We start from the raw sequence: 21712 nt of genomic DNA, 5'->3' as shown, positions 1-21712 counted from the left end.
GGTCAGGTCTTCGTCCGCGCGACGAACCGGCGCTGCCAGGGCGTCTCGACCGCGCGCGGATGGTAGTGGCGGCGCACGAAGTCGACGGCTTCGTCGGGGGAGAGGCCGTCGAACACGGCGAGGCATGCCAGTGCGGTGCCGGTCCGGCCGCGCCCACGCCCGCACGCGATCTCCACCCGTTGCCGTCCCGCCCGGATCCACGCCTCGTACAGGACGGCGTGGGCGTCCTCCGGGTCGCGCGGCGTGCGGAAGTCGGGCCAGTGGATCCACCGCGACTCCCAGTCGAACGGCGCCGGTGGACGCGCGAGGAGATACACCCCGAAGTCGGGAAACGGCTCGTCGAGCTCCGGACGACGTATCCCGCGTCCGCGCACGAGTCGGCCGGAGGGCAGCTGCAGCACCCCGGTGTCTGCTGGATCCCACTCGCGTCGCACGGTGGAAACCTACCCGCCCGCGCCGGTGTACCGAACGTCACGGCCTTTCGCCCGCGTCCCGGGTTCGCTGTCGATAGTGTCGTTCCATGGGTGAACGAACGGAACCGGAGATCAGAGTTCTGGAGTCGGAAGCCGAACTGCGGGAGGCGTCGGCGCTGTTCCGGACAGCGATGGTGGGACTGCCGTCGTGGCCGGAGGTTCCCGACGGGACGGTGAACGACTATCTCGAGGCCGGTCGCACCTGGGGTGCCTTCCTCGACGGCATGCTCGTCGGCACCGTCGACGCCACGAGTGGGAAGTTGACCCTGCCCGGTGGCGCCCGGGTTCCGCACGCGGCGGTCACTCACATCGGTGTGCTGCCCACGCACACGCGTCGCGGCGTGATCTCCGGACTCGTGCACCGGCAGCTGAGCGACGCGCGGGACCGCGGTGAGGTCCTCGCGACGCTGCGTGCCTCGGAAGCGACCATCTACGGCCGGTTCGGCTACGGGGTCGCGTCGACCTCGGTGTCCGTCGACGTCGACGTGCATCGCGCCACGCTGCGTCCCGGCGTGCCCGACTCCGGGCCGGTGCGCCTGCTCGCCTATCCGGATGCATGGGATGTCTTGGCGCAGATACATTCCCGTCACCTGCCCTCGCGTCCGGGCGCGATCGACCGGTCGGAGTACTGGTGGAACTCGCGCCGGTGGCGCGCCGACTCGCTCACCGATCCGATGTACGTGGCGGTACATGGTGAGCCGGGGCAGGAGGACGGCTTCGTCCGGTACCACCCCGTCGACACGCAGGCGTGGTTCACCAGCCGCAACCGCACCGTCGTGGTCGACGACTTCTTCGCCCCGTCACCCGAGGCGTATGCCGGTCTGCTCCGTTTCCTGCTCGGCCTCGATCTGGTCGACACGCTGCGGTTCACGGCTCTTCCGCAGGACGATCCGATGCCGCTCGTCCTCGGCGACGCGCGTGCGGTGCAGTTCCGTTCGGTCTCGGACGAGACGTGGTTGCGCATCCTCGACCTCGATCGGGCGCTGTCGGCGCGGAGCTACCGGGGCTCGGGGTCGGTGACCGTCGAGGTGTCCGATCCCGTGCTCACCGACAATGCCGGCGTCGTCGAGATCTCCGCCGACGGCGCGGTGCGTACCACCGGACCGGCCGATCTCGCGGTGGACATCGCCGACCTCGGTGCGCTCCTCCTCGGCCGGCCCGGCTGGAGTCGGATGGCCGCCGCAGGGCGTGTCCGGGTGCGGCGGCCCGAGGCCGTCGACACCGCCGACCTGCTGTTCTCCTGGCCGAACGCGCCCTTCGCGGGCACGTCCTTCTGATCGCTCCGGCGCGTCGAAATCGCTCCGGCAGTACGCCCCGCTCGTTTTGCTACGGCTGGCCGGTACGGGCGTTATCGTCGGATCACGAGGGTCCCCGATGGAGCGGAGTCGCGCATGAGACGAACGCGCACGAGACGGCGGGTGAGCCGGGCGGTCACGGCTTCTGCGGCCGCGGTGCTCCTGGCATCGGGTCTGGCCGCGTGCGGCAGCGACGAGGAGGGCGTGGTCCTGTCCTTCTACACGGCCGCCGACGGTGCCGAGCAGTACGCGCAGGCCGCGGAGGCGTGTACGGCCGCGGCCGGGGGCCGGTATCGGGTGGAGCAGAGGACACTTCCGAAGAACGCCGACGACCAGCGACTGCAGTTGGCGAGGCGGCTGACCGGCAACGATCCGGGTCTGGACCTGATGACCCTCGACGTCGTGTGGACGGCCGAGTTCGCCGAGGCCGGATGGGCGCTGCCGCTGCCCGACGACGTGGCCGCCGCGGTCTCCGAGGGCACCCTCGAGGGCCCGCTCGAATCGGCGACCTGGAAGGACCGGCTGTACGCCGCCCCGCTCAACACCAACACCCAGTTGCTCTGGTACCGAAAGGATCTCATGCCGGACGGGAAACCTCCGGAGACGTGGGACGAGATGATCGGCATCGCGAGCGGACTCGCCGAGGAGGGCCGCCCGTCGTGGATCGGTGTGCAGGGCCGGCAGTACGAGGGACTCATGGTGTGGTTCAACACCCTGCTCTCGAGTGCCGGAGGCTCGGTGGTCGGTGAGGACGGGGTCACCGTCACGCTCACCGACAACGACGCGGCGGTGACCGCGCTCGACATCATGAAGCGCGTCGCGACGGCGCCCGGCGCCGATCCTTCCCTGAACCAGGCCGACGAGGCGGCCGTCCGCCTCGGCATGGAGAGCGGGCGCACGGCGTTCCAGGTGAACTGGCCGTTCGTGCTCCCGGGCATCATCGAGAACAAGGATGCTCTCCCGTTCGTCGACGACAACGGCAACGTCACCTCGCAGGACACCGGGAACACGGTCCTGACCGTCGACGGGGAACAGAATTTCCTTCCCGCACCGTATCCTTCGGTGACCCCCGGTGAGCCCGCCCAGGTCACCATCGGCGGTTTCAACATTGGCGTCGCCCGTACGAGCACCCACCCGGATCTCGCGTTCGAAGCGATGCAGTGCCTGCGCAACGAGGAGAACCAGCGCAACAACGCCATCGGCGGCGGTGTCCCGCCGACACTCGCGGCGCTCTACGACGATCCGGCCTTCCAGGAGGCCTATCCGGCCTGGCGCGAGGTCCGCGCCGGTCTCGAGAACGCCGCGGTGCGTCCCGCTTCACCTGCCTACCAGAGCATTTCGACACTGGTGACCGCCACCCTCAACCCGGTCGACCAGATCGATCCGCCCCGCACCGTCGAGGAACTCGCCGAGCAGGTGCGCAAGGCGGTCAACTCGGAAGGACTGATCCCGTGACCGCCGTCGAATCGAAGCCGACCGACGAGACCCCCGAGGAATCGTCGCCCAGGACGAAAGTGGCGCTGTCCGAGGGGAAGAAAGCCGAACGCCGCCTCGGCCTCATGCTCGTCGCACCCGCAGCGATCGTGATGCTCGCCGTGACGGCCTACCCGGTGGGCTACGCCGTCTGGCTCAGCCTGCAACGCTACGATCTGCGTTTCCCCGACGAACGCCGCTTCGTCGGACTGTCCAACTACGTCGCGGTGCTGAGCGACGGATTCTGGTGGCAGGCCTTCATCGTCACCTCGCTCGTCACCCTCGTCTCCGTCGCGATCGAGTTCGTGCTCGGCCTGGCGATCGCACTGGTCATGCACCGCACCATCGTCGGGAAGGGCGTCGTGCGCACGGTGGTGCTGATCCCGTACGGCATCGTCACTGTCGCCGCCGCGTACAGCTGGTACTACGCGTGGACCCCGGGCACGGGCTATCTCGCGAATCTGCTCCCCGACGGCAGTGCCCCACTCACCGACCAGATCCCGTCCCTGGCGATCATCGTGCTCGCCGAGGTGTGGAAGACCACGCCGTTCATGGCGTTGCTGCTCCTCGCCGGTCTCGCGCTCGTCCCCGACGATCTGCTCAAGGCCGCGCAGGTCGACGGCGCCGGCGCGTGGACGCGCCTGGTGCGCATCATCGTGCCCTTGATGAAACCGGCGATCCTGGTGGCCTTGCTCTTCCGCACACTCGACGCCTTCCGCATCTTCGACAACATCTACGTCCTCACCCGCGGTTCCAACGGCACCGGGTCGGTGTCGATCCTCGGCTACGACAACCTGTTCCGGGCCTTCAACCTCGGGATCGGATCGGCGATCAGCGTCCTGATCTTCCTGTGCGTCGCGATCATCGCGTTCGTGTTCATCACCTTGTTCGGTGCGTCCGCACCCGGCTCGGACGAAGGGGGCCGATGATGGCCGAGACCAGGAAACGGACCCTGTCGTGGTCGGCGGTGAACCTCGTCGTCCTGCTCTACGCACTCGTTCCGGTGCTGTGGATCGCGAGCCTGTCGTTCAAACCGCCCGGCACCATCCAGGACGGCAGCTTCATCCCGCAGCAGTGGACACTCGACAACTACCGCGGGATCTTCCGCACCGACGCGTTCACCAGCGCCCTGGTCAACTCCATCGGCATCGGCCTGATCGCCACCGTCATCGCCGTGCTCCTCGGGACGATGGCGGCCTACGCGATCGCCCGGCTCGATTTCCCCGGTAAGAAGCTCCTGGTGGGTGTGGCACTGCTCATCGCGATGTTCCCCCAGATCTCCCTGGTCAGCCCGCTGTTCGAGATCATGCGCGGACTCGGACTGTTCGACACGTGGGCGGCGCTGATCCTGCCGTACATCACCTTCTCGCTGCCGCTCGCGATCTACACCCTGTCGGCCTTCTTCAAGGAGATCCCGTGGGAGCTCGAGAAGGCCGCGAAGATGGACGGCGCGACACCGGGCCAGGCGTTCCGCAAGGTGGTGGCTCCGCTCGCGGCTCCGGGCATCATCACGGCGGCGATCCTGGTGTTCATCTTCTGCTGGAACGACCTGCTGTTCGCGATCTCGCTGACCTCCACCGAGCGGTCCATCACCGCGCCGGCCGCGATCGCGAACTTCACGGGCGCTTCGCAGTTCGAGGAACCGACCGGATCGATCGCGGCGGCGGCCGTGGTCATCACGATTCCGATCATCGTGTTCGTCCTGATCTTCCAACGTCGAATCGTGGCCGGACTGACCTCCGGCGCAGTGAAGGGGTGACTACCGTGGCCGAGATCGTGCTCGACAAGGTGACGAAGGAATATCCGGACGGCGCGAAAGCCGTCAGCGACGTGGATCTCGAGATCGCCGACGGCGAGTTCATCATTCTCGTCGGCCCGTCGGGCTGCGGAAAGTCCACCACGCTCAACATGATCGCCGGTCTCGAGGACATCTCCGACGGCGAACTGCGCATTGCGGGGGAGCGGGTGAACGAGCGGGCACCGAAGGACCGCGACATCGCGATGGTCTTCCAGTCCTACGCGCTGTATCCGCACATGTCGGTACGCGACAACATCGCCTTCCCGCTCACCCTCGCGAAGGTGCCCAAGGACGAGATCACCCGAAAAGTCGACGAAGCGGCCCGGATCCTCGACCTCACACAGCATCTCGACCGGAAGCCCGCCAACCTGTCGGGCGGTCAGCGGCAACGCGTGGCCATGGGACGTGCGATCGTGCGCAGCCCCAAGGCCTTCCTCATGGACGAACCGCTGTCGAACCTCGACGCCAAACTGCGCGTGCAGATGCGCACCGAGATCGCGCGCCTGCAGAAACGTCTCGGCACCACGACGGTGTACGTCACCCACGACCAGACCGAGGCGATGACGCTCGGCGACCGCGTCGTGGTGATGCGCGGCGGGTTCGTGCAGCAGGTGGGCGCCCCTCAGGACCTGTACGACCACCCGAAGAACCTGTTCGTCGCCGGCTTCATCGGGTCGCCGTCGATGAACTTCGTTCCGGGACAGATCGAGAACGGTTCGGTCCGTACCTCGTTCGGGGAGTTCCGGCTTCCCGACGAGCGGTGGGAGGTCGTGCGCCGCAACAATCCGTCGCGCGAGGTGGTCGTCGGTATCCGTCCGGAGCACTTCGAGGACGCCGACCTGCTCGACCCGACCCAGCGGGAAGCGGGCGTGACCTTCTCCGCGGAGGTCGACGTGCTCGAGTCCATGGGATCCGACAAGTTCGCGTACTTCACGGCCGAGGGGCCGGGCGTGCAGTCGAAGGATCTCGACGAACTCGCCGCCGACGCGGGCGCCGACATGTCGGCGGAATCGCTGGTCGCGCGGTTGTCCGTGGAGTCGCAGGCCGCGAAGGGCAGGACCGTGCAGTTGTGGTTCGACCCGGCGAAGATCGCGCTGTTCGATCAGGACACCGGAGCGAACGTCACCCTCTGACAAGACGGACTTCGGTGGCTCCGCCCCCGCGATACGGGGTCGGATCCACCGAACTCGTCGGTCAGCGGGGCGCGCGGGTCCGGAGTTCGTCGACGATCTCCTCGCTCCACACGTGCCGCCGCACCAGGCGGTAGCGTTCGCTCGCGATCCACAGGTACACCTCGGCGTCGGTGCGTGAGCGCAACATCCCCGCTTCCCGGGCCATCGCGACGACGGGGACGAATTCCTCCTCGTACCAGCGCCGCGCGACCTCCTCGCGGGTGAGGTACTCGCCGAGATCCTGCATCAAGCGGAAACCCCACGCCTCGACGGCCTCGGCCAGTTCGGCGTATCCCCACGGGTCGGACACGCGGATCGTGTCCTGGGCCGCGCCGTGCAGGGGAACGCGGCCGAGAAACATCCTGAAGTGGTCCTTGCGCACGAGATCGGGACGGGCGGTGATGCCCTCCGCGGGCACCTTCGTGGTGATCTCGGTGACGTAGGCGTCGATGGTGCGGTCGCCCTGCGCGTAGGCGATGGACACACGGTGGTGCCCGTCCTGCACGAAATGCATCGGTCCCACCCGGTACACGGAGATCGGGGGCATGGCCTCGCCGCGCCGCCGCGCGGCCGCGATGCGTTCCCACCGGGCGCGCAGGCGTGCCGAGGTGGGGCGGAAACGGCGGTCGAAATCGTCTGCGCGGTCGACGCTGCCCACGATCGAGGCGACCTCGATGATCTGCAGCCCGAGTCGTCGTTCGCCGAGGCGTCCGAGTGCGGCGACGACGTCGTCGAAGGGCAGCACGGTGTTGATGTCGGCCGGTTCGCGGCGCAGCCATGCGATCAGCCGGGCGTACTCGGCGCGCCGGCGTTGCCGGGCGAAATCGTCACCGGCGTCGGAGACCGGAAAACCGGTGTCGCGAGCCACGCTTCGACGGTACCGGGCAGTGCGGAGGTGCGGGTGGGAACCGCATGTGCGGGGCGGGGGTTACATTGCAGGAGTGACCGACGCAGTACTCCCCGCAGTTCGCAGCCACCTCGCCGAGCATCTGACCGTGCCGGGGGATCCGGAGCCGGAATCGGCGTCGGTGACCTTCCTCGGTCTCGAACCGATCGAGGTCCTCCGCTTCCGTGGCGCAGAGCTCCTGCGGTACGCCACTCTGGGGTGCTCGCGGCATCCGATGGGCGATCCGACCGACATGGTGGCCGACCCGACGCGCGGACCACGCGCCGAACTGCTGCTGAGCCTGCGCGACAACGAGGGCATCACCGCCGGGGCCCATCGCACGCTCGCGGTGCTCGCTGCGCTGCCCGCCGTGGAGGGCGTGGTCCTCACCGACGACGCGCTGCTCGATCTCGGTGAGCCGCTGTGGCCGGGCGCTCCGTTCACCGCGGTGTTGCTCGAGACGGCCGACGTGCCGTCGCTGGAACTGCCCGAGCCCTCCGACCCGGTCCACTTCTTCGAGGCCCGCCCGATCACCGGTACCGAAGCGGCATGGAAGCGGCTGAAGGGAACCGAGGCGCTGCGCGAGGCGTGGGAGGAAGCGGGCATCGACCTGAGCGACCCGCGCCGGGCGCAAGCACGTCTGTGACCGCCCCGGTTCTCACCGACCGCGCGCTCGGACGCGCCACGCTGGCCCGCCAGCACCTGCTGCGACGGAGCAGCACGGATGCCCTGACGATGATCGAGCACCTGCTGGGACTGCAGGCCCAGGCACCGCTCGCACCGTACTTCGCCCTGTGGACCCGCATACGGAATTTCCGGCCCGAGGCGTTGTCGGACCTGCTGGAGTCGCGTGCGGTGGTCCGGATCGCGTTGATGCGCGGCACGGTGTTCGCGGTCTCCGGCGCCGACGCGCACGCGCTGCGCCCGTGGGTGCAACCGGTGCTCGACCGGGGTGTCGACGCGAACAGGGCTCACCGGGCCGGGCTCGACGGTCTCGACAGGACCGCGCTCGTGTCGGTTGCCCGGGAGCTGCTGGCGGGCACTCCGAGGAGTCAGGCCGAACTGCGCCCGCTGCTCGCCGAACGGTTCCCGGATCAGGATCCGGCCGCGTTGTCCCATGCGGTGCGGTGCCTGCTCCCGCTCGTGCAGGTGCCGCCGCGCGGGCTGTGGGGGCGATCCGGACAGCCGCGCCTGGCGCACCTCGACGAGTACGTGGGCCCGCCGCCCGTGCTTCCCGGTCCCGATCGGCTGATCCTGCGGTATCTGGCCGCCTTCGGTCCCGCGAGTGTCCAGGACGCACAGGCCTGGTGCGGCCTGACCCGGCTCGGCGAGATCGTCGATCGGCTCCGCCCACAGCTCGTGGTGTTCCGGGACGAGCGCGGGGCGGAACTGTTCGACCTTCCCGACGCGCCGCGACCCGACCCGTCGACCCCTGCCCCGGTGCGCATCCTCGCGCCGTTCGACAACGTGCTGCTCTCGCATTTTGATCGCACCCGATTCGTCTCGGATGAGGACCGCACGCGGATCATGACGCGGAACGGGATCATCGCGCCGTTGCTTCTCGTCGGTGGCACGGTCGCGGGCAGTGCCCGCGTGATGAACGGCCGGACCACCGCCACCGTGGAGATGACGCCGTGGCGGACGATCACCGCGTCCGGCCGGTCGGCGCTCGAGGCCGAAGGCATGCGCCTGCTGAACTTCGCGGCTCCGGGGGCCGACACGCACGACGTGCGGATCCTGGACACGGCCTGAGCCGCTCGGCTGTCAGCCCTGCGGGACGACGACCCCGAGCGATCCGCCACCGAGACACACGGTGGTGCCGGGTGTGGACGAGCGCGCCTGCAACGCCGACCCGTCTCCGGAGACGCGGACGTACACCGTGCCGAGCCCTTCGGTGACGGGAACCGTGACGGAGTCGTGGCCGGGGAAACCGAGATCGATCGTGCCGTCGGCGGACGCCCGGTAGTTCACCTGCACCGTCCATTCCCAGTCGCCCGCGGGGGAGTCGAGCGGAAGGGCCGTGACGGCGTCGGCGGTGACGAGGCGGCCGCAGTCCGGCTCGGGACCGGGCGGGACGGACCGCAGCGGCAGCAGCTCGGCGGGTGCGCGGTGTCCGCGATCGTCGAGGACCCACAGGTCGGTCGTGTAATCGCGGACGTCGGACCGGTCCGGCAGCGCGGAGAAGACGGATCCCACCAGGTTGTGCGGATAGGTGACCGGCAGCAGGATCCACACCGACACCGGATGGTCGAGCACGGTGTCGTCGGGCCGGGCGGTCAGCGCAGCCTTCGCCGCCCCGAGATAGTCGCCGGTCGGGTTGTCCGACCAGCTGCGCGCGAACGTGACGGTCGACCACAGCGAGCCGGCGGTGAACACGGCCGCACAGGTCCAGGCGGTCGCACGAACGGCGCGAGGGTGGCTCGTCGTGCCCCGCCGCGGGGCGCGCAGGATCAGCGCCGCGGCGATCGCGACGACCACGGCCGAGTCGGCGAAGTAGCGCAGTGTGCGCGCGAGTTCGTAGGTGGTCTCCGGGCCGAAGCGGGTACTGATCATCGCCGCGAGCGACGCCAGCACGTAGGCGATCACCGCGATCCACACCGGGCCCGTCCGCCGGCGCCGGCGCACACTCCACCCCGCCGCGAGTGCGACGGCGAACCACCCGACGACGACGAGCACGACCGGGGGATCGGCCCACGGCGGGCTCGGGTTCCACCGCTCCCACCCCCACGGACCACCCAGCAGCGACGGCAGCAGCCCGTAGGACAGCCCGTGATGGGTCAACCCGGCCACCATCGACCACGGCGGAACTCCGAACCGGGATTCGACCACCGCCGTGTAACAGAGCGCCCAGCCGACCAGCACGGCCGCCGACGCGAGCCACAGCGGGCGCGCCCGCGCCCAGGTGCGGCGGACCGGTCGCGCGAGTCCGTCGACGTGGGACGCGAGCGCGACCGTCGCGAAGGCGGCGAACGGAACGAGGACGGACTTCTCGAAGAACAGCAGGGCAACCACGGTGACGACGAGTGCGCTCACGAGATGGCGTCGTCGCCCGGTCCTGCTGTACTGCAGCGCATCTCCCGCGACCCAGGCCAGCGCTGCCTGCAGTGGCAGCGCGTTGAGCGCGGCGGCCCACCAGGCGAAGGCCGGCAAGGTCAGCGGGGTGAGGAGGTAGAACAGCAGCGGTCCCCACAGGGCGCGTCGCGGACCGAGCAGCAACCAGAGCACCCGTAGCACCGCCAGCGATGCGAGCAACTGCCCGATCACGAGCGAGGCCGCCGCCGGCCACCATGCCAACGGCGCGACGGCCGTGGCGATCCCCGCTACGAGGAAGGCGGCGGGCATCAGGTGACCGTCGTGGTCGTACCGCAGGAATGCGTCGGACAGCAGCGGATACGACCCTGCCCGGCCGACGAGGATCAGGTCGTCCCAGTAGAACTCGCCGGTCGCGGCCACCACGGTCCGGAGGATCGTCTGCAACAGGATCAGCACGAGGGCGACGACGAGCACGTGGCGCCGCGGCGATCGCGCCGGCCGTGTGGTGGGCGTCGCAGAGCTGTCGAGTTCGGTCGTCACAACCAGTTGTTGCGCCTGAAGGTGACGAACAGTCCCACGGTGATCGTGACGATCGCGGCGAGCACGACGTAGTAGCCGTACTCCCAGTGCAGTTCCGGCATGCGATCGAAGTTCATGCCGTAGATCCCGGCGATCATCGTCGGAACGGCGGCGATCGCGACCCACGCGGAGATCTTGCGCATGTCGGTGTTCTGCTGCACGGTGACCTTCGCGATCGCCGCGTCGAGCAGCGTGCCGAGCGTTTCGTCGAAGGCGGCGATGCGGTCGGACACCGTCGTGTGGTGGTCGGCGACGTCGCGAAAGTATCGTCGGACGTCCTTCGGGATCGGGTTGCCCGGCGCCCGGATGAGCTGTTGCAGCGGTTCGGCGAGCGGAACGACGGCTCGGCGCAACTGCACGATCTCGCGCTTGAGCATGTAGATCTGGTCGACCGCGATCCGCGTGTCGGGGGTGAACACGAGCTCTTCGATGTCGTCGACGTCGGGCTGTACGGCCGTCGTGACGGCGAGATAGGAGTCGACCACGTGGTCGGCGATCGCGTGGAGCACGGCCGCCGGACCGCGGGCCAGACGGTCGGGATCCCGCTCGAGGCGCTTGCGCACCTGCGACAGTTCCGAATGGTCGCCGTGCCGCACGCTCACGATGAAGTCGGGGCCCGTGAACAACATGATCTCGCCGGTCTCGACGATGTCCTTGGTGGTCGCCACCGACTCGTGCTCGATGTAGCTGACGGTGCGCAGCACCAGGAACAGCACGTTGTCGTAACGCTCGAGTTTCGGTCTCTGATGGGCGTGGACGGCGTCCTCGACCATCAGTTCGTGGAGTCCGAAGGTGTGTGCGACGCTCGCCATCTGCCGTTCGTCGGGATGGTGCAGCCCGAGCCACACGAATCCGGTGCCGCGCCGGTGCACCTCTGCGACCGCCTCGGTGTGGGTGTAGCGGCCGGGCAGCCGGTGCCCGTCGACATAGACCGCGCAGTCGATCACCGCTCGTTCGGTGAGTGCCGGGGGAGTGGGGCCGCGACGAGGGGCACGAGAAGGCTGGTGCGGCATGTTGTCCTTCCTCACGGCATGCCGCTGCGGCGCGGCCGGTCGCGTCGTCATGCTAGCCCGCCGACCTGACAGACTGGGGGCGTGCGTATCGATCTCCACACCCATTCGACCGCATCGGACGGTACCGACGCTCCTGCCGACCTGGTCCGCGCCGCGGCCCGGGCGGGTCTGGACGTGGTGGCCCTGACCGATCACGACACGACCGCGGGGTGGGACGAGGCCGCGACGGCTCTGCCGGCGGGGTTGCGTCTCGTCCGGGGGATGGAGATGTCCTGCACGGGTCGCGGAGAGGACGGCGCCCCGGTCGCCGTGCACCTGCTGGCCTATCTGTTCGACCCGCACGACCCGGTGTTCGTGGCCGAACTCGAGCGGCTCCGGGGCGAACGGGTGTCGCGGATCCGGGCCATGGGTGTGCGGATGGCTGCCGACGGTCTGCCGATCGACGTCGACGCGGTGCTCGCCGAGGCGGGTCCGGCCGCGGGCCGGCCACATCTGGCGCGGGCGCTCGTCGCCGCCGGTGTGGTGCCCACGGTCGCCGATGCCTTCACCGAGCTGTTGTCCCCGCGCGGTCGCTACTACGTACCGAAGGCCGACACCCCGCTCGTCGACGCGGTGAAGATGGTGACGGCCGCGGGCGGTGTGCCGGTGGTGGCGCACGCCCGGGCGCGTTCTCGCGGGCGGCTCCTCGCGCTCGATCACATCGAGGAACTCGCCGAACTCGGACTCGGCGGTGTCGAGGCCGATCATCCCGACCACAGTGAGCAGGACGTGCGGACGATGCACGATCTCGCACGGTCGCTCGGGGTGGTCGTCACGGGATCGTCCGACTATCACGGCGACAACAAGGACGTGAGGCTCGGCAGTTTCACCACCGCTCCGGCGGCCTACGAGGCGCTGCTCGACCGCGCGACCGGCGTGGAGGTGATCGCGGGATGAGGCGGCGGGGTGCGCGATACCCGGACGAGGGGCACGGGTCGTGGAACGACGAAAACTACTACGCCAGTGAGTACGACGAGCCGTACTACGTGGACGACGGGTACCACCCCTATCCCTACGACGCCGCACCGCTGCGCCGGTCGAGCCTGCCGGTGCGCGCCGCGCGCGCGATCTCGGGTGTGGTGTGTGGTGCGGTGCTGGTCCTGACCGCCGTGGTGTGCGGGGCCCAGTACCTGGCCGGCGACCGCGGTTTTCCCGGTCCGGGGACCACCGCGGTGGCCGCGCACGTCGTTGCCTCGCTCGTGGCCCTGATCGCGCAGGTGACGGCGGATCGCCGGTCCGGTGGCGCGGCTCTCCTGTCGAGTGCTGTGGTGATCTTCACTGCATCGATTCTGTTGCTCACCCAGTGGTGGGGATGACGGCTCCGAGTGCCATCACCGCTACCCGCCGGTAGCCGTCGTGTAACTGCGGAAATTCGTGTCGATGTGCCGTCGGGGCCGTGGTCCCGGCACGTAAACTCACAGGTGAGACGACAAAACCGTGAGACCTTCGCAATCGATGCCGATTTGATTGTTCGTCTGCGAAGGTGGCAAACTTACGGCAATCCGAAAGCCGGAATACCCCGGACTCGGACGAAGGATGGCAGACCCACCCGGGGCTCGATCACCCAGGGCTCGATGCCAGGGCCACCCGCCCCGGCTCCATCACGTTCCGGAAGCCGTACAACCTTGTACAGCGGCAGTCGTGATCGCGCCCGGAAGCTTCAACCAATGTCCTTGGCGAAGCGCTGCAGACTCGATGCATGGATCGATGTGAAATGCATGGGACTGCGGTGTTTTCGCAGCCACCGAGTCCAGAGGTCGACTCGGCACACGCAGGAGTGTCATCGTGTCAATTGTGTCTGATGCACCTACCCCTCAGAAGCTCGAGTTGACGGACGAGGAGATCTTCTCGGGTCACGTCGACGGCAAGCTCTCGGTCGAGTTGACCGCGCCGCTCGAGAACCAGCGCGATCTGTCCATCGCGTACACCCCCGGTGTCGCCCGGGTCTGCCGCGCCATCGCTGCCGACGAGACCCTGGTCGACCGGTACACCTGGACGAACCGCCTGGTCGTCGTCGTGTCCGACGGCACCGCGGTCCTCGGTCTCGGCAACATCGGCGCCCGCGCCTCGCTGCCCGTGATGGAGGGCAAGTCGGCGCTGTTCAAGAAGTTCGCCGGCCTGAACTCCATTCCGCTGGTGCTCGACACCACCGATCCCGACGAGATCGTCGAGACCCTCGTCCGGCTGCGTCCGTCCTTCGGTGCCGTCAACCTCGAGGACATCTCCGCCCCGCGCTGCTTCGAGATCGAGAAGCGCGTCATCGAGGCGCTCGACTGCCCCGTCATGCACGACGACCAGCACGGCACCGCGATCGTCGCCCTGGCCGCACTCAAGGGCGCGCTGAAGGTGCAGGGACGCGACATCGCCGACCTGCGCATCGTGATCTCCGGCGCCGGCGCTGCCGGCGTGGCGTGCACCAACATCCTGCTCGCCGCCGGTGCGCGTGACGTGGTGGTGCTCGATTCGAAGGGCATCATCTCCGCCGACCGCACCGATCTCGGCGAGATCAAGACCGACCTGGCCGCCCGCACCAACCCCGAGGGCCGCAAGGGCGGCATCACCGAGGCGCTCGACGGCGCCGACGTCTACCTCGGCGTGTCGTCGGGCACCGTGCCCGAGGAGATCGTCGCGACGATGGCCGACGACTCCATCATCTTCGCGATGTCGAACCCGGATCCGGAGATCCACCCCGACATCGCCCACAAGCACGCCGCGATCGTCGCGACGGGTCGCAGCGACTTCCCGAACCAGATCAACAACGTGCTGGCTTTCCCCGGTGTGTTCAAGGGGGCGCTCGACGCCGGTGCCCGCCGCATCACCGAGGGCATGAAACTCGCCGCCGCCGAGGCCATCCTCTCGGTCGTCGGTGACGAACTGGCCGCGGACAAGATCGTCCCGAGCCCGCTCGATCCGCGTGTGGCACCCGCCGTCGCCGAGGCCGTCGCGGCCGCGGCGAAGGCCGAAGGTGTCGCCGACTAGGGATTCGCTCCCGGCGAGATCGCACCGAACGCCCCGATCCGAACCGCACAAGGGTTCCGGACCGGGGCGTTCGGCGTCCTGTCGGTTGGGAGGCCGGGGAGGCCGGGGGGTGGGCAGGCGCGGGTGGCAGGAGCCCGGTGGGCGACAATGGCCGCCGTGGCGAACGAATCGAGACCGACCCGGCCGGTCGCGGCGACAGTGCTCACCGCATGCGCGGTGGCGGCCGTGCTCCAGGGATGCGCGTCGCCCGTCCTCGACGGGGCGGCGCCGTCGGCGACGGTGATCGTCGGCGCGGGGGAGCGACCCGACGAGGAGCTGCTCGCGCACCTGTACACAGGAGCCCTGCGCGGCAGCGGGATCGACGTACAGGTGCGCTCCGGCGTCGCCGATCCGCCCGCAGCACTCGACGCCGCCGAGCTCACACTGATCCCCGGTTACACGGGACGTCTGCTCGCGTCCTACGACCCGGGTTCCGACTCCACCGACGCAGAGGACGTCTTCGAGGCGCTCGCGCGGGCGCTGCCCGACGAGCTGACCATCTCCGATTACGCGTCGGCGCAGGACCGCGCGGTTCTGCTCGCCGACCGCGAACGGCTCGCGCAGTGGTCGGTGAGCCGGGTGGCCGACCTCGTCGACCGGTGCCCCGAGCTGACGTTCGCGCTGACCGAGGACTTCGGCTCCGCGGGTGGACTCGACGCGCTCGAACGCGCCGGCTGCCGTCCGCGCGAGGTACGGCGGATCGAGGATGCGCAGTCGGTCGCCGTCGCATCCGAACCCGGTACCGTCGTCGGAACCACCACGACGTCACCCGCTCTCGCGGAGATCGATGCGGATTCGCCTGTGAGCACCGTGCCCGACGCACCCGACCGCGCCCCGCAGGACGACACGAAGGCAGACGACGCCCCGGCACCGGTACTGCCCGCCCAGAACGTCGTCCCGGTCTTCCGCAAGGGCACCCTCGACGAGGCGCAGCTCGACGCGTTGCGGACCATCGCCGGAGAGCTGACGACGAGCGATCTCACCGAACTGCGCGCGCGACTCGACGCCGGCGAGGATCCCCGGTCCGTCGCCGAGGAATGGCTCGCCGAACACAGCTGATCGCGGACGCCCGGTGCTCAGCCCGTGCGGGTGCCCATCCGCTGCCGGAGGAACACACCGAAGTCGCTGATCGCCGCGGCGGCCTCGGGAACGAGCGACGCCTGCAACGGCGCGACGTGCCACAATTCGGGCTGCGCGACGAACGTGACGTCGACGCCCGCCGTCCGGAGTTTCTCGGCGTACCGCCGGACCTGCGGGTAGAACATCTCCGCGGTGCCCACCTGGATGAGCGTCGGCGGCAGCCCCGTGGGATCGGCGTGCATGGGCGCGTAACCGGGATCGGTGGGATCGCCCCCGGCCAGATACGCCTCGGCCGAGGAGTACACCCAACCCTTGTTGAGGACGACGTCGTTCACGTCGGGCAGGTCGCGGGCGGCCGGATCGGTCCACGGCGACAGCAACCCGAGCGCGGGCGGGGTGATCGCGTGCCGGTCGATGAGCCGGCGCGCGGTGGCCGCCGCGAGACCACCGCCGGCGGAGTCGCCGGCGATCGCGGTGCCCGACACCTCGAAGCCGTGCTCGCCGACGAGTTCGAGATAGGCCGCTTCGGCGTCGTTCGGCGCCGCCGGATAGGGATGCTCGGGAGCGAGCCGGTAGTCGAGGACGTACACGGCCGACTCCGCCGCCGCGGCGAGATGCGCCGCGAGTGAGCGGTGTGTGGCGAGCGATCCACCGGTGTACGCGCCGCCGTGCAGGTACAGGATCGCGGTGGTTCGCTCGGTGGCGCCCACGGTGATCCGCTCGGCGGGGCGTCCCGCCAGACGGATCGGGCGCACCACGGTGTCCTTCGGGAGGAACTGCAACGGCGCGGCGAGGTCGAGCAGTCGGCGTTGCGTGGCGAACGACCAGCGCGGTGACAGCAGGGCACGGAAGAGAGGCCGCAGCGCGGTACGCGCCACCCGCGGTGACAACTGGGGTGTCGGAGGCATGCCGCAGCCTATCCCTTCGGCACGACCCGGGAGGTCACGGTGGCGACGACACGCTGATAGGCCGGTCCGGCCACACGGACGAAGGCGTCGAGCAGCTTCGCGTCGGCGCCGACGAGTACGCGGGCCTTGTTCTTCCGCACACCGGCGAGGATGGTCTTCGCCGCGTCCTCGGGGGTCGTGCGCGCGAGCTTGCGGTCGAAGAACTCCGCGAAGGTCGCCTGGTCGTCGCCGTCCGGGACGGCGGCGTTGCGCGCGATCGCGGTCTTGATGCCACCGGGATGCACGCACGTGACCTGCACGGGATGCCGGGCGACGAGCATCTCCTGCCGCACCGCCTCCGTGAAGCCGCGCACCGCGAACTTCGCCGAGTTGTATGCCGCCTGGCCCGGGATGCTCAGCAGGCCGAACAGGCTCGAGACGTTGATCAGGTGGCCGTCACCGGACGCGATGAGGTACGGCAGGAAAGCCTTGGTGCCGTTGACGACTCCCCAGAAGTCGACGTCCATCACGCGCTCGATGTCCTTGAACTCGGTGCGCTCGAGGTCGCCGTGATAGGCGATGCCCGCGTTGTTGTACACCTGGTGGACCGCACCGAAGTGGGCGGCGACCTGCTCGGCGTACTCGAGGACCTTCTCCCGCTGGGTGACGTCGAGATGGTCGGCCTTCACCTCGGCGCCGAGATCCCGTGCGCGACGGGCGGTCTCCTCGAGTCCGGCGGTGTCGACGTCCGAGATCGCCAGTCGGGCGCCCTCGGCGGCGAGGGCGAGCACGAGGGCCCGCCCGATCCCGGAACCCGCTCCCGTGACGACCACGACCCGGCCTGCGACATCACTCATCGAACTGCTGCCTCTCGGGACGTGCGCTCCTGCGCGGGACGGTCGGTGGCGACGGGGAGATCCGACCCGGCAACGCTGCGGTACGCGTCGAGGTCGAATCGCCTTGTGATGCGACGGAATTCGAAGGTGAATCCCGGCCACAGCGTGGTGTTGTTGCCGTGCTTGTCGAGATACCAGCTCGCACACCCGCCGTTGTTCCACACGCTCGAGCGCATCGCGCGCTGCAGCTCGCGGTTGTACTCGTCCTGCACGTCCTCGCGGACCTCGACCGTGCCGATGCGATTGCGGTCGATCGTGCGGATCGCGTCGACGACATAGCCGAGCTGCGACTCGATCATGTACACCATCGAGGTGTGGCCGAGTCCGGTGTTCGGGCCGACGAGGAAGAACAGGTTGGGGAAACCGGCGACCGAGCTGCCCTTGTACCCCTGCATGCCGGTCTCGTCGAAGACCTCGGCCAGTGAACGGCCGTCCTTGCCGAAGATACCGGCGAAGGTCGGGGAATCGGTGACGTGGAAGCCGGTCGCGACGACGATCGCATCGACCTCGCGTTCGGTGCCGTCTTTCGTGACGATGCCGCGCGGGGTGACGCGGGCGATGCCGTCGGTGACGAGATCGACGTTCGGCCGGTCGAGCGCGGGATAGTAGTTGTTCGAGATCAGCATGCGCTTGCAGCCGATGCCGTAGTTCGGCGTGACCTTCCGTCGCAGTTCCTTGTCGCGGATCTGCCGGCGGACCTGGAGGCGCGCGGCGAGTTCGAGCGGCTTCATGAAGGCCTGTGCCTTGGCCAGGCCCACGACCTGGGTCTCACGGGCGGTGTACTGCAGGGCACGCGAGAGGCGCTGGAAGCCGGGGACGTACCGGAAGGCGAATCGCTCGGGCGCGGTGTACTCGCGGTCGAAGCGGGGAAGGATCCACGGTGCCGTGCGCTGGTAGACGTCGAGGTGTCCGACGGTGCCCGCGATGGCCGGCACGATCTGGATGGCGGAGGCTCCGGTGCCGATGACAGCGACCCGCTTGCCGGCGAGATCGGCGTCGTGGTTCCACCGGGCCGAATGGAAGATCTCGCCTTCGAAGCCGGCGATGCCCTCGATGTCGGGCAGCGACGGCTCGCACAGTGCGCCCACCGCGGAGATCATGACCTTGGCGCTGTACCGCCCGCGTGTGGTGGACACGTCCCAGCGGTGCGTCGCGGTGTTCCAGCGGGCCGACTGCACGTCGCATCCGAAGACGGTGCGGCGCCGGACGTCGTACCGGTCGGCGACGGAGCGGATGTACTCCTGGATCTCCGGTTGCGGCGAGAACGAGCGCGTCCAGCCCGGGTTGAGGGCGAAGGAGTAGGAGTAGAGATTCGACGGCACGTCGCACGCGGCGCCGGGGTAGGTGTTGTCGCGCCAGGTGCCGCCCACCTCGGACGCGCGTTCGAGTACGAGGAAGTCCTTGCCTGCCTGCGACAGTCGGATGGCCGCACCGAGCCCGGCGAACCCGCTGCCGATGATCAGCGTGTCGACCTGACGGATCTTCGCGTCGGCGACGGTATCTGTAACCGGAAGACTCATGTACTTGAGGCTAGAGCGTTCCAGTGACCTGGTCAACACTTGTTGACCATAATTCAATAACGGTGTTTGCATGGGGGGCGTGGCAGAAGACAGTCCCGAACCCCGCCGGACCCGCCTCGGTCCCGCGCAACGCCGGGCCCAGCTGATCGGACAGGGGCTCGAGTTGCTCGCCGAGCGGCCGCTCGAGCAGATCTCCGTGGAGGAGGTCGCCGACCGGGCCGGGGTCTCGAAGGGCCTGCTGTTCCACTACTTCGCCTCGAAGCACGACTTTCACGTCGAACTCGTGCGGTGTGTCGGCCGGGACCTCGTCGAGTACACCGCGCCGGACGAGGACCTCGAACCCGTCGAGATGCTGCGGGGCACGCTCGTCGCGTACGTCGACTACGTCACCCGGCGCCGCGACATGTACGTGTCGATCCTGCGCGGCGCCACCAGCGGCGATCCCGACATGCGCGCGGCGTTCGAGGACACCCGCACGGCGATGGTCGAGCGGACCGTCGCGCACCTGCCCGCCATCGGGATCGAACCGGCCCCCGCCGTGCGACTCGCGGTCCGTGGGTGGGTGGCCTTCGTCGAGGACACGACCATCGCGTGGCTGCGCGACCCCGAACTCACCCGCGACGAGTTCGTCGAGCTGGCCATCGCTGCGCTGTCCGGCGTGGCCCTGGCGGCACATTCGCTCCAGGATCACGCCGGGGGCGATCTCAGCGGTCGTGCCCGGGAAGGTACTCCTGCAGCTTCGTCTTGACGCCCTGTTTCACGAATCCCCAACGGTTCTCGTCACCGGACAGGACGGCCTTGGCGACGTCGGTGAACTGTTCCCACGTCGCGTGCGGCGGGATCGGCGGCATGTCCGGATCGGTGTACACGTCGAGCACCGTCGGACGATCCGCAGCCAGGGCGCGATCCCAGGCCGGGCCCATCTCGTCCGAGGACTTCACGGTTTCGCCGCCCAGCCCGAGGCTGCGCGCGAAGGCGGCGTAGTCGACGTCCGGAAGCGACTGGGACTCCGCGAATTTCGGTGCCCCGCCCATCGCACGCATTTCCCAGGTCACCTGGTTGAGATCATTGTTGTGGATGATCGCGACGACGAGCCGCGGATCCGCCCACTGCTGCCGGTACCGCTGGATGGTGATCAGTTCGGCCATGCCGTTCATCTGCATCGCACCGTCGCCGGCGAAGGCGATCACCGGACGGTCGGGGTGCCCGAACTTCGCGCCGATTCCGTACGGCACGGCCGGTCCCATCGTCGCGAGGGTGCCCGACAGCGAACCGCGCATGTCGCCGCGGAACCGCAGTTGGCGCGCATACCAGTTGGCGGCCGAACCCGAATCGGCGGTGACGATCGCGTTGTCGGGCAGCCGCGGTGAGGCCTCGGCGAACATCCGCAGCGGGTTGACGAACTCCGTCTCCACCTCGGCCTGCTGCCCCATGATCTGCCACCAGCGCTGCACGTTCTGCTCGATGCCTTCGCGCCACGAACGGTCCTCTTTACGCCGGAGCAGGGGGATGAGCGCGTCGAGCGCCGCCTCGGCATCGGCAACGAGGTTGACCTCGTTCGGATAGCGCATCCCGATCATGCGCGCGTCGATGTCGATCTGCACGCTGCGTGCCTGCTCGTATTCCGGAAGGAACTGGCTGTAGGGGAGACTCGAGCCGACGATGAGCAGCGTGTCGCACTCCGTCATCATCTCGTGGGTGGGGCGGGTTCCCAGCAGTCCGATCGATCCGGTGACCCACGGCAGGTCGTCGGGCAGCACGTCCTTGCCCAACAGGGCCTTCGCCACTCCCGCGCCGAGCAGATCCGCAACCTGCTCGAGTTGCGCCCGGGCGCCGCGAGCACCGCTGCCGACGAGCATCGCGACCTTGTTCCCCGCGTTGAGTACGTCGGCGGCACGTGCGATCGCGTCGTCGTCCGGCGCGACGCGGGGCCGGTCGAAACCGATGCTCGACGGCACCATCTTGAACTCGTGGCCGGGCGGGGCGTAGTCGAGTTCCTGCACGTCGCCGTGGATGATCACCGCCGTCGGCGTGCGGTACGCGATGGCGGTGCGCATCGCCCGGTCGAGGACGTTGGGCAACTGCTCGGGCACCGTCACCGTCTCCACGAAGGCCGACGCCACATCCTTGTACAGCGTGTGCAGGTCCACTTCCTGCTGGTACGACCCGCCCATCGCCGAGCGGTCGGTCTGGCCCACGATCGCCACCACCGGCACGTGGTCGAGTTTCGCGTCGTAGAGCCCGTTGAGCAGGTGGATCGCGCCGGGGCCCGAGGTGGCCATGCACACCCCGGGCCTGCCCGTGAACTTCGCGTAGCCGACCGCCTCGAAGGCACTCATCTCCTCGTGCCGCGACTGCACGAAGACCGGATCGTTGCCGGTGCGGGTCCAGGCGGCGAGAATCCCGTTGATGCCGTCCCCGGGATAGCCGAAGACGTGGTCCACCCCCCATTCGCGCAGGCGGTGCAACAGGTAGTCGGCCACGGTCCGGTTCGCCATCGGTAGCTCCTCGCAGGACGCGATCGGGGGTCTCCGGAAGGGTGCCCGTCAC

20 protein-coding genes are annotated in these 21712 nt (G+C 69.0%); 12 read left to right on the top strand and 8 right to left on the bottom strand.

Annotation, left to right across the window (positions count from 1 at the left end; genetic code table 11):
• Positions 1 to 2 precede the first annotated feature (2 nt).
• Complete coding sequence (locus EQ874_RS18125; RefSeq protein ID WP_129977650.1) at positions 3 to 434, bottom strand: protein-tyrosine phosphatase family protein; 432 nt, start codon at positions 432 to 434, stop codon at positions 3 to 5.
• Between the two features lie 86 nt (positions 435 to 520).
• On the opposite strand from EQ874_RS18125, the gene EQ874_RS18120 reads away from it, so the two are divergent.
• The 5 genes from EQ874_RS18120 to ugpC all read left to right on the top strand — a co-directional run bounded on the left by EQ874_RS18120 (position 521) and on the right by ugpC (position 6172).
• A complete protein-coding gene (locus tag EQ874_RS18120) occupies positions 521 to 1750 on the top strand; it encodes a GNAT family N-acetyltransferase (RefSeq protein WP_129977649.1) in 1230 nt (409 codons plus the stop codon).
• A 114-nt stretch (positions 1751 to 1864) separates the two neighbouring features.
• The gene (locus EQ874_RS18115) at positions 1865 to 3223 is read left to right on the top strand and encodes an ABC transporter substrate-binding protein (RefSeq protein WP_207213577.1); all 1359 of its coding nucleotides are present in this window, start codon (positions 1865 to 1867) and stop codon (positions 3221 to 3223) included.
• Between the two features lie 59 nt (positions 3224 to 3282).
• A complete protein-coding gene (locus EQ874_RS18110) occupies positions 3283 to 4170 on the top strand; it encodes a sugar ABC transporter permease (protein WP_172506148.1) in 888 nt (295 codons plus the stop codon).
• Complete coding sequence (locus EQ874_RS18105) at positions 4170 to 5000, top strand: carbohydrate ABC transporter permease (RefSeq protein WP_129977648.1); 831 nt, start codon at positions 4170 to 4172, stop codon at positions 4998 to 5000. The genes EQ874_RS18110 and EQ874_RS18105 overlap by 1 nt, the downstream gene beginning before the upstream one ends.
• A gap of 5 nt (positions 5001 to 5005) precedes the next feature.
• The gene (ugpC, locus tag EQ874_RS18100) at positions 5006 to 6172 is read left to right on the top strand and encodes a sn-glycerol-3-phosphate ABC transporter ATP-binding protein UgpC (RefSeq protein ID WP_129977647.1); all 1167 of its coding nucleotides are present in this window, start codon (positions 5006 to 5008) and stop codon (positions 6170 to 6172) included.
• Between the two features lie 61 nt (positions 6173 to 6233).
• Here ugpC and EQ874_RS18095 read toward each other — a convergent pair whose 3' ends face one another.
• Positions 6234 to 7079, bottom strand: a complete 846-nt coding sequence (locus EQ874_RS18095) for a hypothetical protein (RefSeq protein ID WP_016933704.1) — start codon at positions 7077 to 7079, stop codon at positions 6234 to 6236.
• A gap of 73 nt (positions 7080 to 7152) precedes the next feature.
• Here EQ874_RS18095 and EQ874_RS18090 point away from each other — a divergent pair, with 73 nt between their 5' ends.
• Together EQ874_RS18090 and EQ874_RS18085 are read left to right on the top strand one after the other, a co-directional pair.
• Positions 7153 to 7743 (top strand): suppressor of fused domain protein, encoded by a 591-nt coding sequence (locus EQ874_RS18090; RefSeq protein ID WP_016933703.1) that lies wholly within the window; start codon positions 7153 to 7155, stop codon positions 7741 to 7743.
• Positions 7740 to 8849 (top strand): winged helix DNA-binding domain-containing protein, encoded by a 1110-nt coding sequence (locus EQ874_RS18085; protein ID WP_129977646.1) that lies wholly within the window; start codon positions 7740 to 7742, stop codon positions 8847 to 8849. The genes EQ874_RS18090 and EQ874_RS18085 overlap by 4 nt, the downstream gene beginning before the upstream one ends.
• Before the next feature lie 12 nt (positions 8850 to 8861).
• On the opposite strand, the gene EQ874_RS18080 is transcribed toward EQ874_RS18085, so the two are convergent.
• Together EQ874_RS18080 and EQ874_RS18075 are read right to left on the bottom strand one after the other, a co-directional pair.
• The gene (locus EQ874_RS18080; RefSeq protein WP_129977645.1) at positions 8862 to 10670 is read right to left on the bottom strand and encodes a hypothetical protein; all 1809 of its coding nucleotides are present in this window, start codon (positions 10668 to 10670) and stop codon (positions 8862 to 8864) included.
• Complete coding sequence (locus EQ874_RS18075; RefSeq protein WP_064064444.1) at positions 10667 to 11722, bottom strand: magnesium and cobalt transport protein CorA; 1056 nt, start codon at positions 11720 to 11722, stop codon at positions 10667 to 10669. Before EQ874_RS18075 ends, EQ874_RS18080 begins: the two co-directional genes overlap by 4 nt.
• Before the next feature lie 81 nt (positions 11723 to 11803).
• Between EQ874_RS18075 and EQ874_RS18070 the strand changes: the two genes are divergently transcribed.
• The 4 genes from EQ874_RS18070 (at position 11804) to EQ874_RS18055 (ending at position 15838) form a co-directional block, all read left to right on the top strand.
• A complete protein-coding gene (locus EQ874_RS18070; RefSeq protein ID WP_064064412.1) occupies positions 11804 to 12658 on the top strand; it encodes a PHP domain-containing protein in 855 nt (284 codons plus the stop codon).
• On the top strand, positions 12655 to 13077 hold the full coding sequence (locus EQ874_RS18065; protein WP_129977644.1) for a hypothetical protein: 423 nt from the start codon (positions 12655 to 12657) through the stop codon (positions 13075 to 13077). The genes EQ874_RS18070 and EQ874_RS18065 overlap by 4 nt, the downstream gene beginning before the upstream one ends.
• Positions 13078 to 13546: 469 nt before the next feature.
• Positions 13547 to 14740, top strand: coding sequence for an NADP-dependent malic enzyme (locus EQ874_RS18060; RefSeq protein ID WP_026003143.1), 1194 nt, complete (start codon positions 13547 to 13549; stop codon positions 14738 to 14740).
• Between the two features lie 147 nt (positions 14741 to 14887).
• Positions 14888 to 15838: a glycine betaine ABC transporter substrate-binding protein gene (locus EQ874_RS18055; RefSeq protein ID WP_129977643.1), complete on the top strand. Its 951-nt coding sequence runs from the start codon at positions 14888 to 14890 to the stop codon at positions 15836 to 15838.
• 17 nt (positions 15839 to 15855) lie between these two features.
• Here the strand turns inward: EQ874_RS18055 and EQ874_RS18050 are convergent, their stop codons facing one another.
• From EQ874_RS18050 to EQ874_RS18040, 3 genes are read right to left on the bottom strand one after another with little or no spacing between them, the layout of a single operon-like run.
• On the bottom strand, positions 15856 to 16767 hold the full coding sequence (locus EQ874_RS18050) for an alpha/beta hydrolase fold domain-containing protein (RefSeq protein WP_064064409.1): 912 nt from the start codon (positions 16765 to 16767) through the stop codon (positions 15856 to 15858).
• A gap of 8 nt (positions 16768 to 16775) precedes the next feature.
• Positions 16776 to 17603 (bottom strand): SDR family NAD(P)-dependent oxidoreductase, encoded by an 828-nt coding sequence (locus EQ874_RS18045; protein ID WP_064064408.1) that lies wholly within the window; start codon positions 17601 to 17603, stop codon positions 16776 to 16778.
• The gene (locus tag EQ874_RS18040) at positions 17600 to 19162 is read right to left on the bottom strand and encodes an NAD(P)/FAD-dependent oxidoreductase (protein WP_129977642.1); all 1563 of its coding nucleotides are present in this window, start codon (positions 19160 to 19162) and stop codon (positions 17600 to 17602) included. The genes EQ874_RS18045 and EQ874_RS18040 overlap by 4 nt, the downstream gene beginning before the upstream one ends.
• A gap of 70 nt (positions 19163 to 19232) precedes the next feature.
• Between EQ874_RS18040 and EQ874_RS18035 the strand changes: the two genes are divergently transcribed.
• On the top strand, positions 19233 to 19910 hold the full coding sequence (locus EQ874_RS18035; RefSeq protein WP_064064406.1) for a TetR/AcrR family transcriptional regulator: 678 nt from the start codon (positions 19233 to 19235) through the stop codon (positions 19908 to 19910).
• Here the strand turns inward: EQ874_RS18035 and EQ874_RS18030 are convergent.
• A complete protein-coding gene (locus EQ874_RS18030; protein WP_129977641.1) occupies positions 19867 to 21660 on the bottom strand; it encodes a thiamine pyrophosphate-requiring protein in 1794 nt (597 codons plus the stop codon). The two genes, EQ874_RS18035 and EQ874_RS18030, sit on opposite strands and share 44 nt — an antisense overlap.
• Between the last annotated feature and the right edge of the window lie 52 nt (positions 21661 to 21712).

The organism is Rhodococcus sp. Q1 (assembly GCF_004153645.1).
Classification (GTDB): Bacteria; Actinomycetota; Actinomycetes; order Mycobacteriales; family Mycobacteriaceae; genus Rhodococcus; species Rhodococcus gordoniae.
Note: the sequence above shows the minus strand (reverse complement) of the source record. Positions and strands in the feature narration are given on the sequence as shown.

What these genes read in the sequence shown, in the direction of transcription:
- EQ874_RS18065 (WP_129977644.1), top strand. Translation starts at nt 12,655, where the DNA reads ATGAGGCGGCGGGGTGCGCGATACCCGGACGAGGGGCACGGGTCGTGG.
- EQ874_RS18075 (WP_064064444.1), bottom strand. Translation starts at nt 11,722, where the DNA reads ATGCCGCACCAGCCTTCTCGTGCCCCTCGTCGCGGCCCCACTCCCCCG.
- EQ874_RS18055 (WP_129977643.1), top strand. Translation starts at nt 14,888, where the DNA reads ATGGCCGCCGTGGCGAACGAATCGAGACCGACCCGGCCGGTCGCGGCG.
- EQ874_RS18120 (WP_129977649.1), top strand. Translation starts at nt 521, where the DNA reads ATGGGTGAACGAACGGAACCGGAGATCAGAGTTCTGGAGTCGGAAGCC.
- EQ874_RS18050 (WP_064064409.1), bottom strand. Translation starts at nt 16,767, where the DNA reads ATGCCTCCGACACCCCAGTTGTCACCGCGGGTGGCGCGTACCGCGCTG.
- EQ874_RS18035 (WP_064064406.1), top strand. Translation starts at nt 19,233, where the DNA reads ATGGGGGGCGTGGCAGAAGACAGTCCCGAACCCCGCCGGACCCGCCTC.
- EQ874_RS18105 (WP_129977648.1), top strand. Translation starts at nt 4,170, where the DNA reads ATGGCCGAGACCAGGAAACGGACCCTGTCGTGGTCGGCGGTGAACCTC.
- EQ874_RS18115 (WP_207213577.1), top strand. Translation starts at nt 1,865, where the DNA reads ATGAGACGAACGCGCACGAGACGGCGGGTGAGCCGGGCGGTCACGGCT.
- EQ874_RS18040 (WP_129977642.1), bottom strand. Translation starts at nt 19,162, where the DNA reads ATGAGTCTTCCGGTTACAGATACCGTCGCCGACGCGAAGATCCGTCAG.
- EQ874_RS18045 (WP_064064408.1), bottom strand. Translation starts at nt 17,603, where the DNA reads ATGAGTGATGTCGCAGGCCGGGTCGTGGTCGTCACGGGAGCGGGTTCC.
- EQ874_RS18030 (WP_129977641.1), bottom strand. Translation starts at nt 21,660, where the DNA reads ATGGCGAACCGGACCGTGGCCGACTACCTGTTGCACCGCCTGCGCGAA.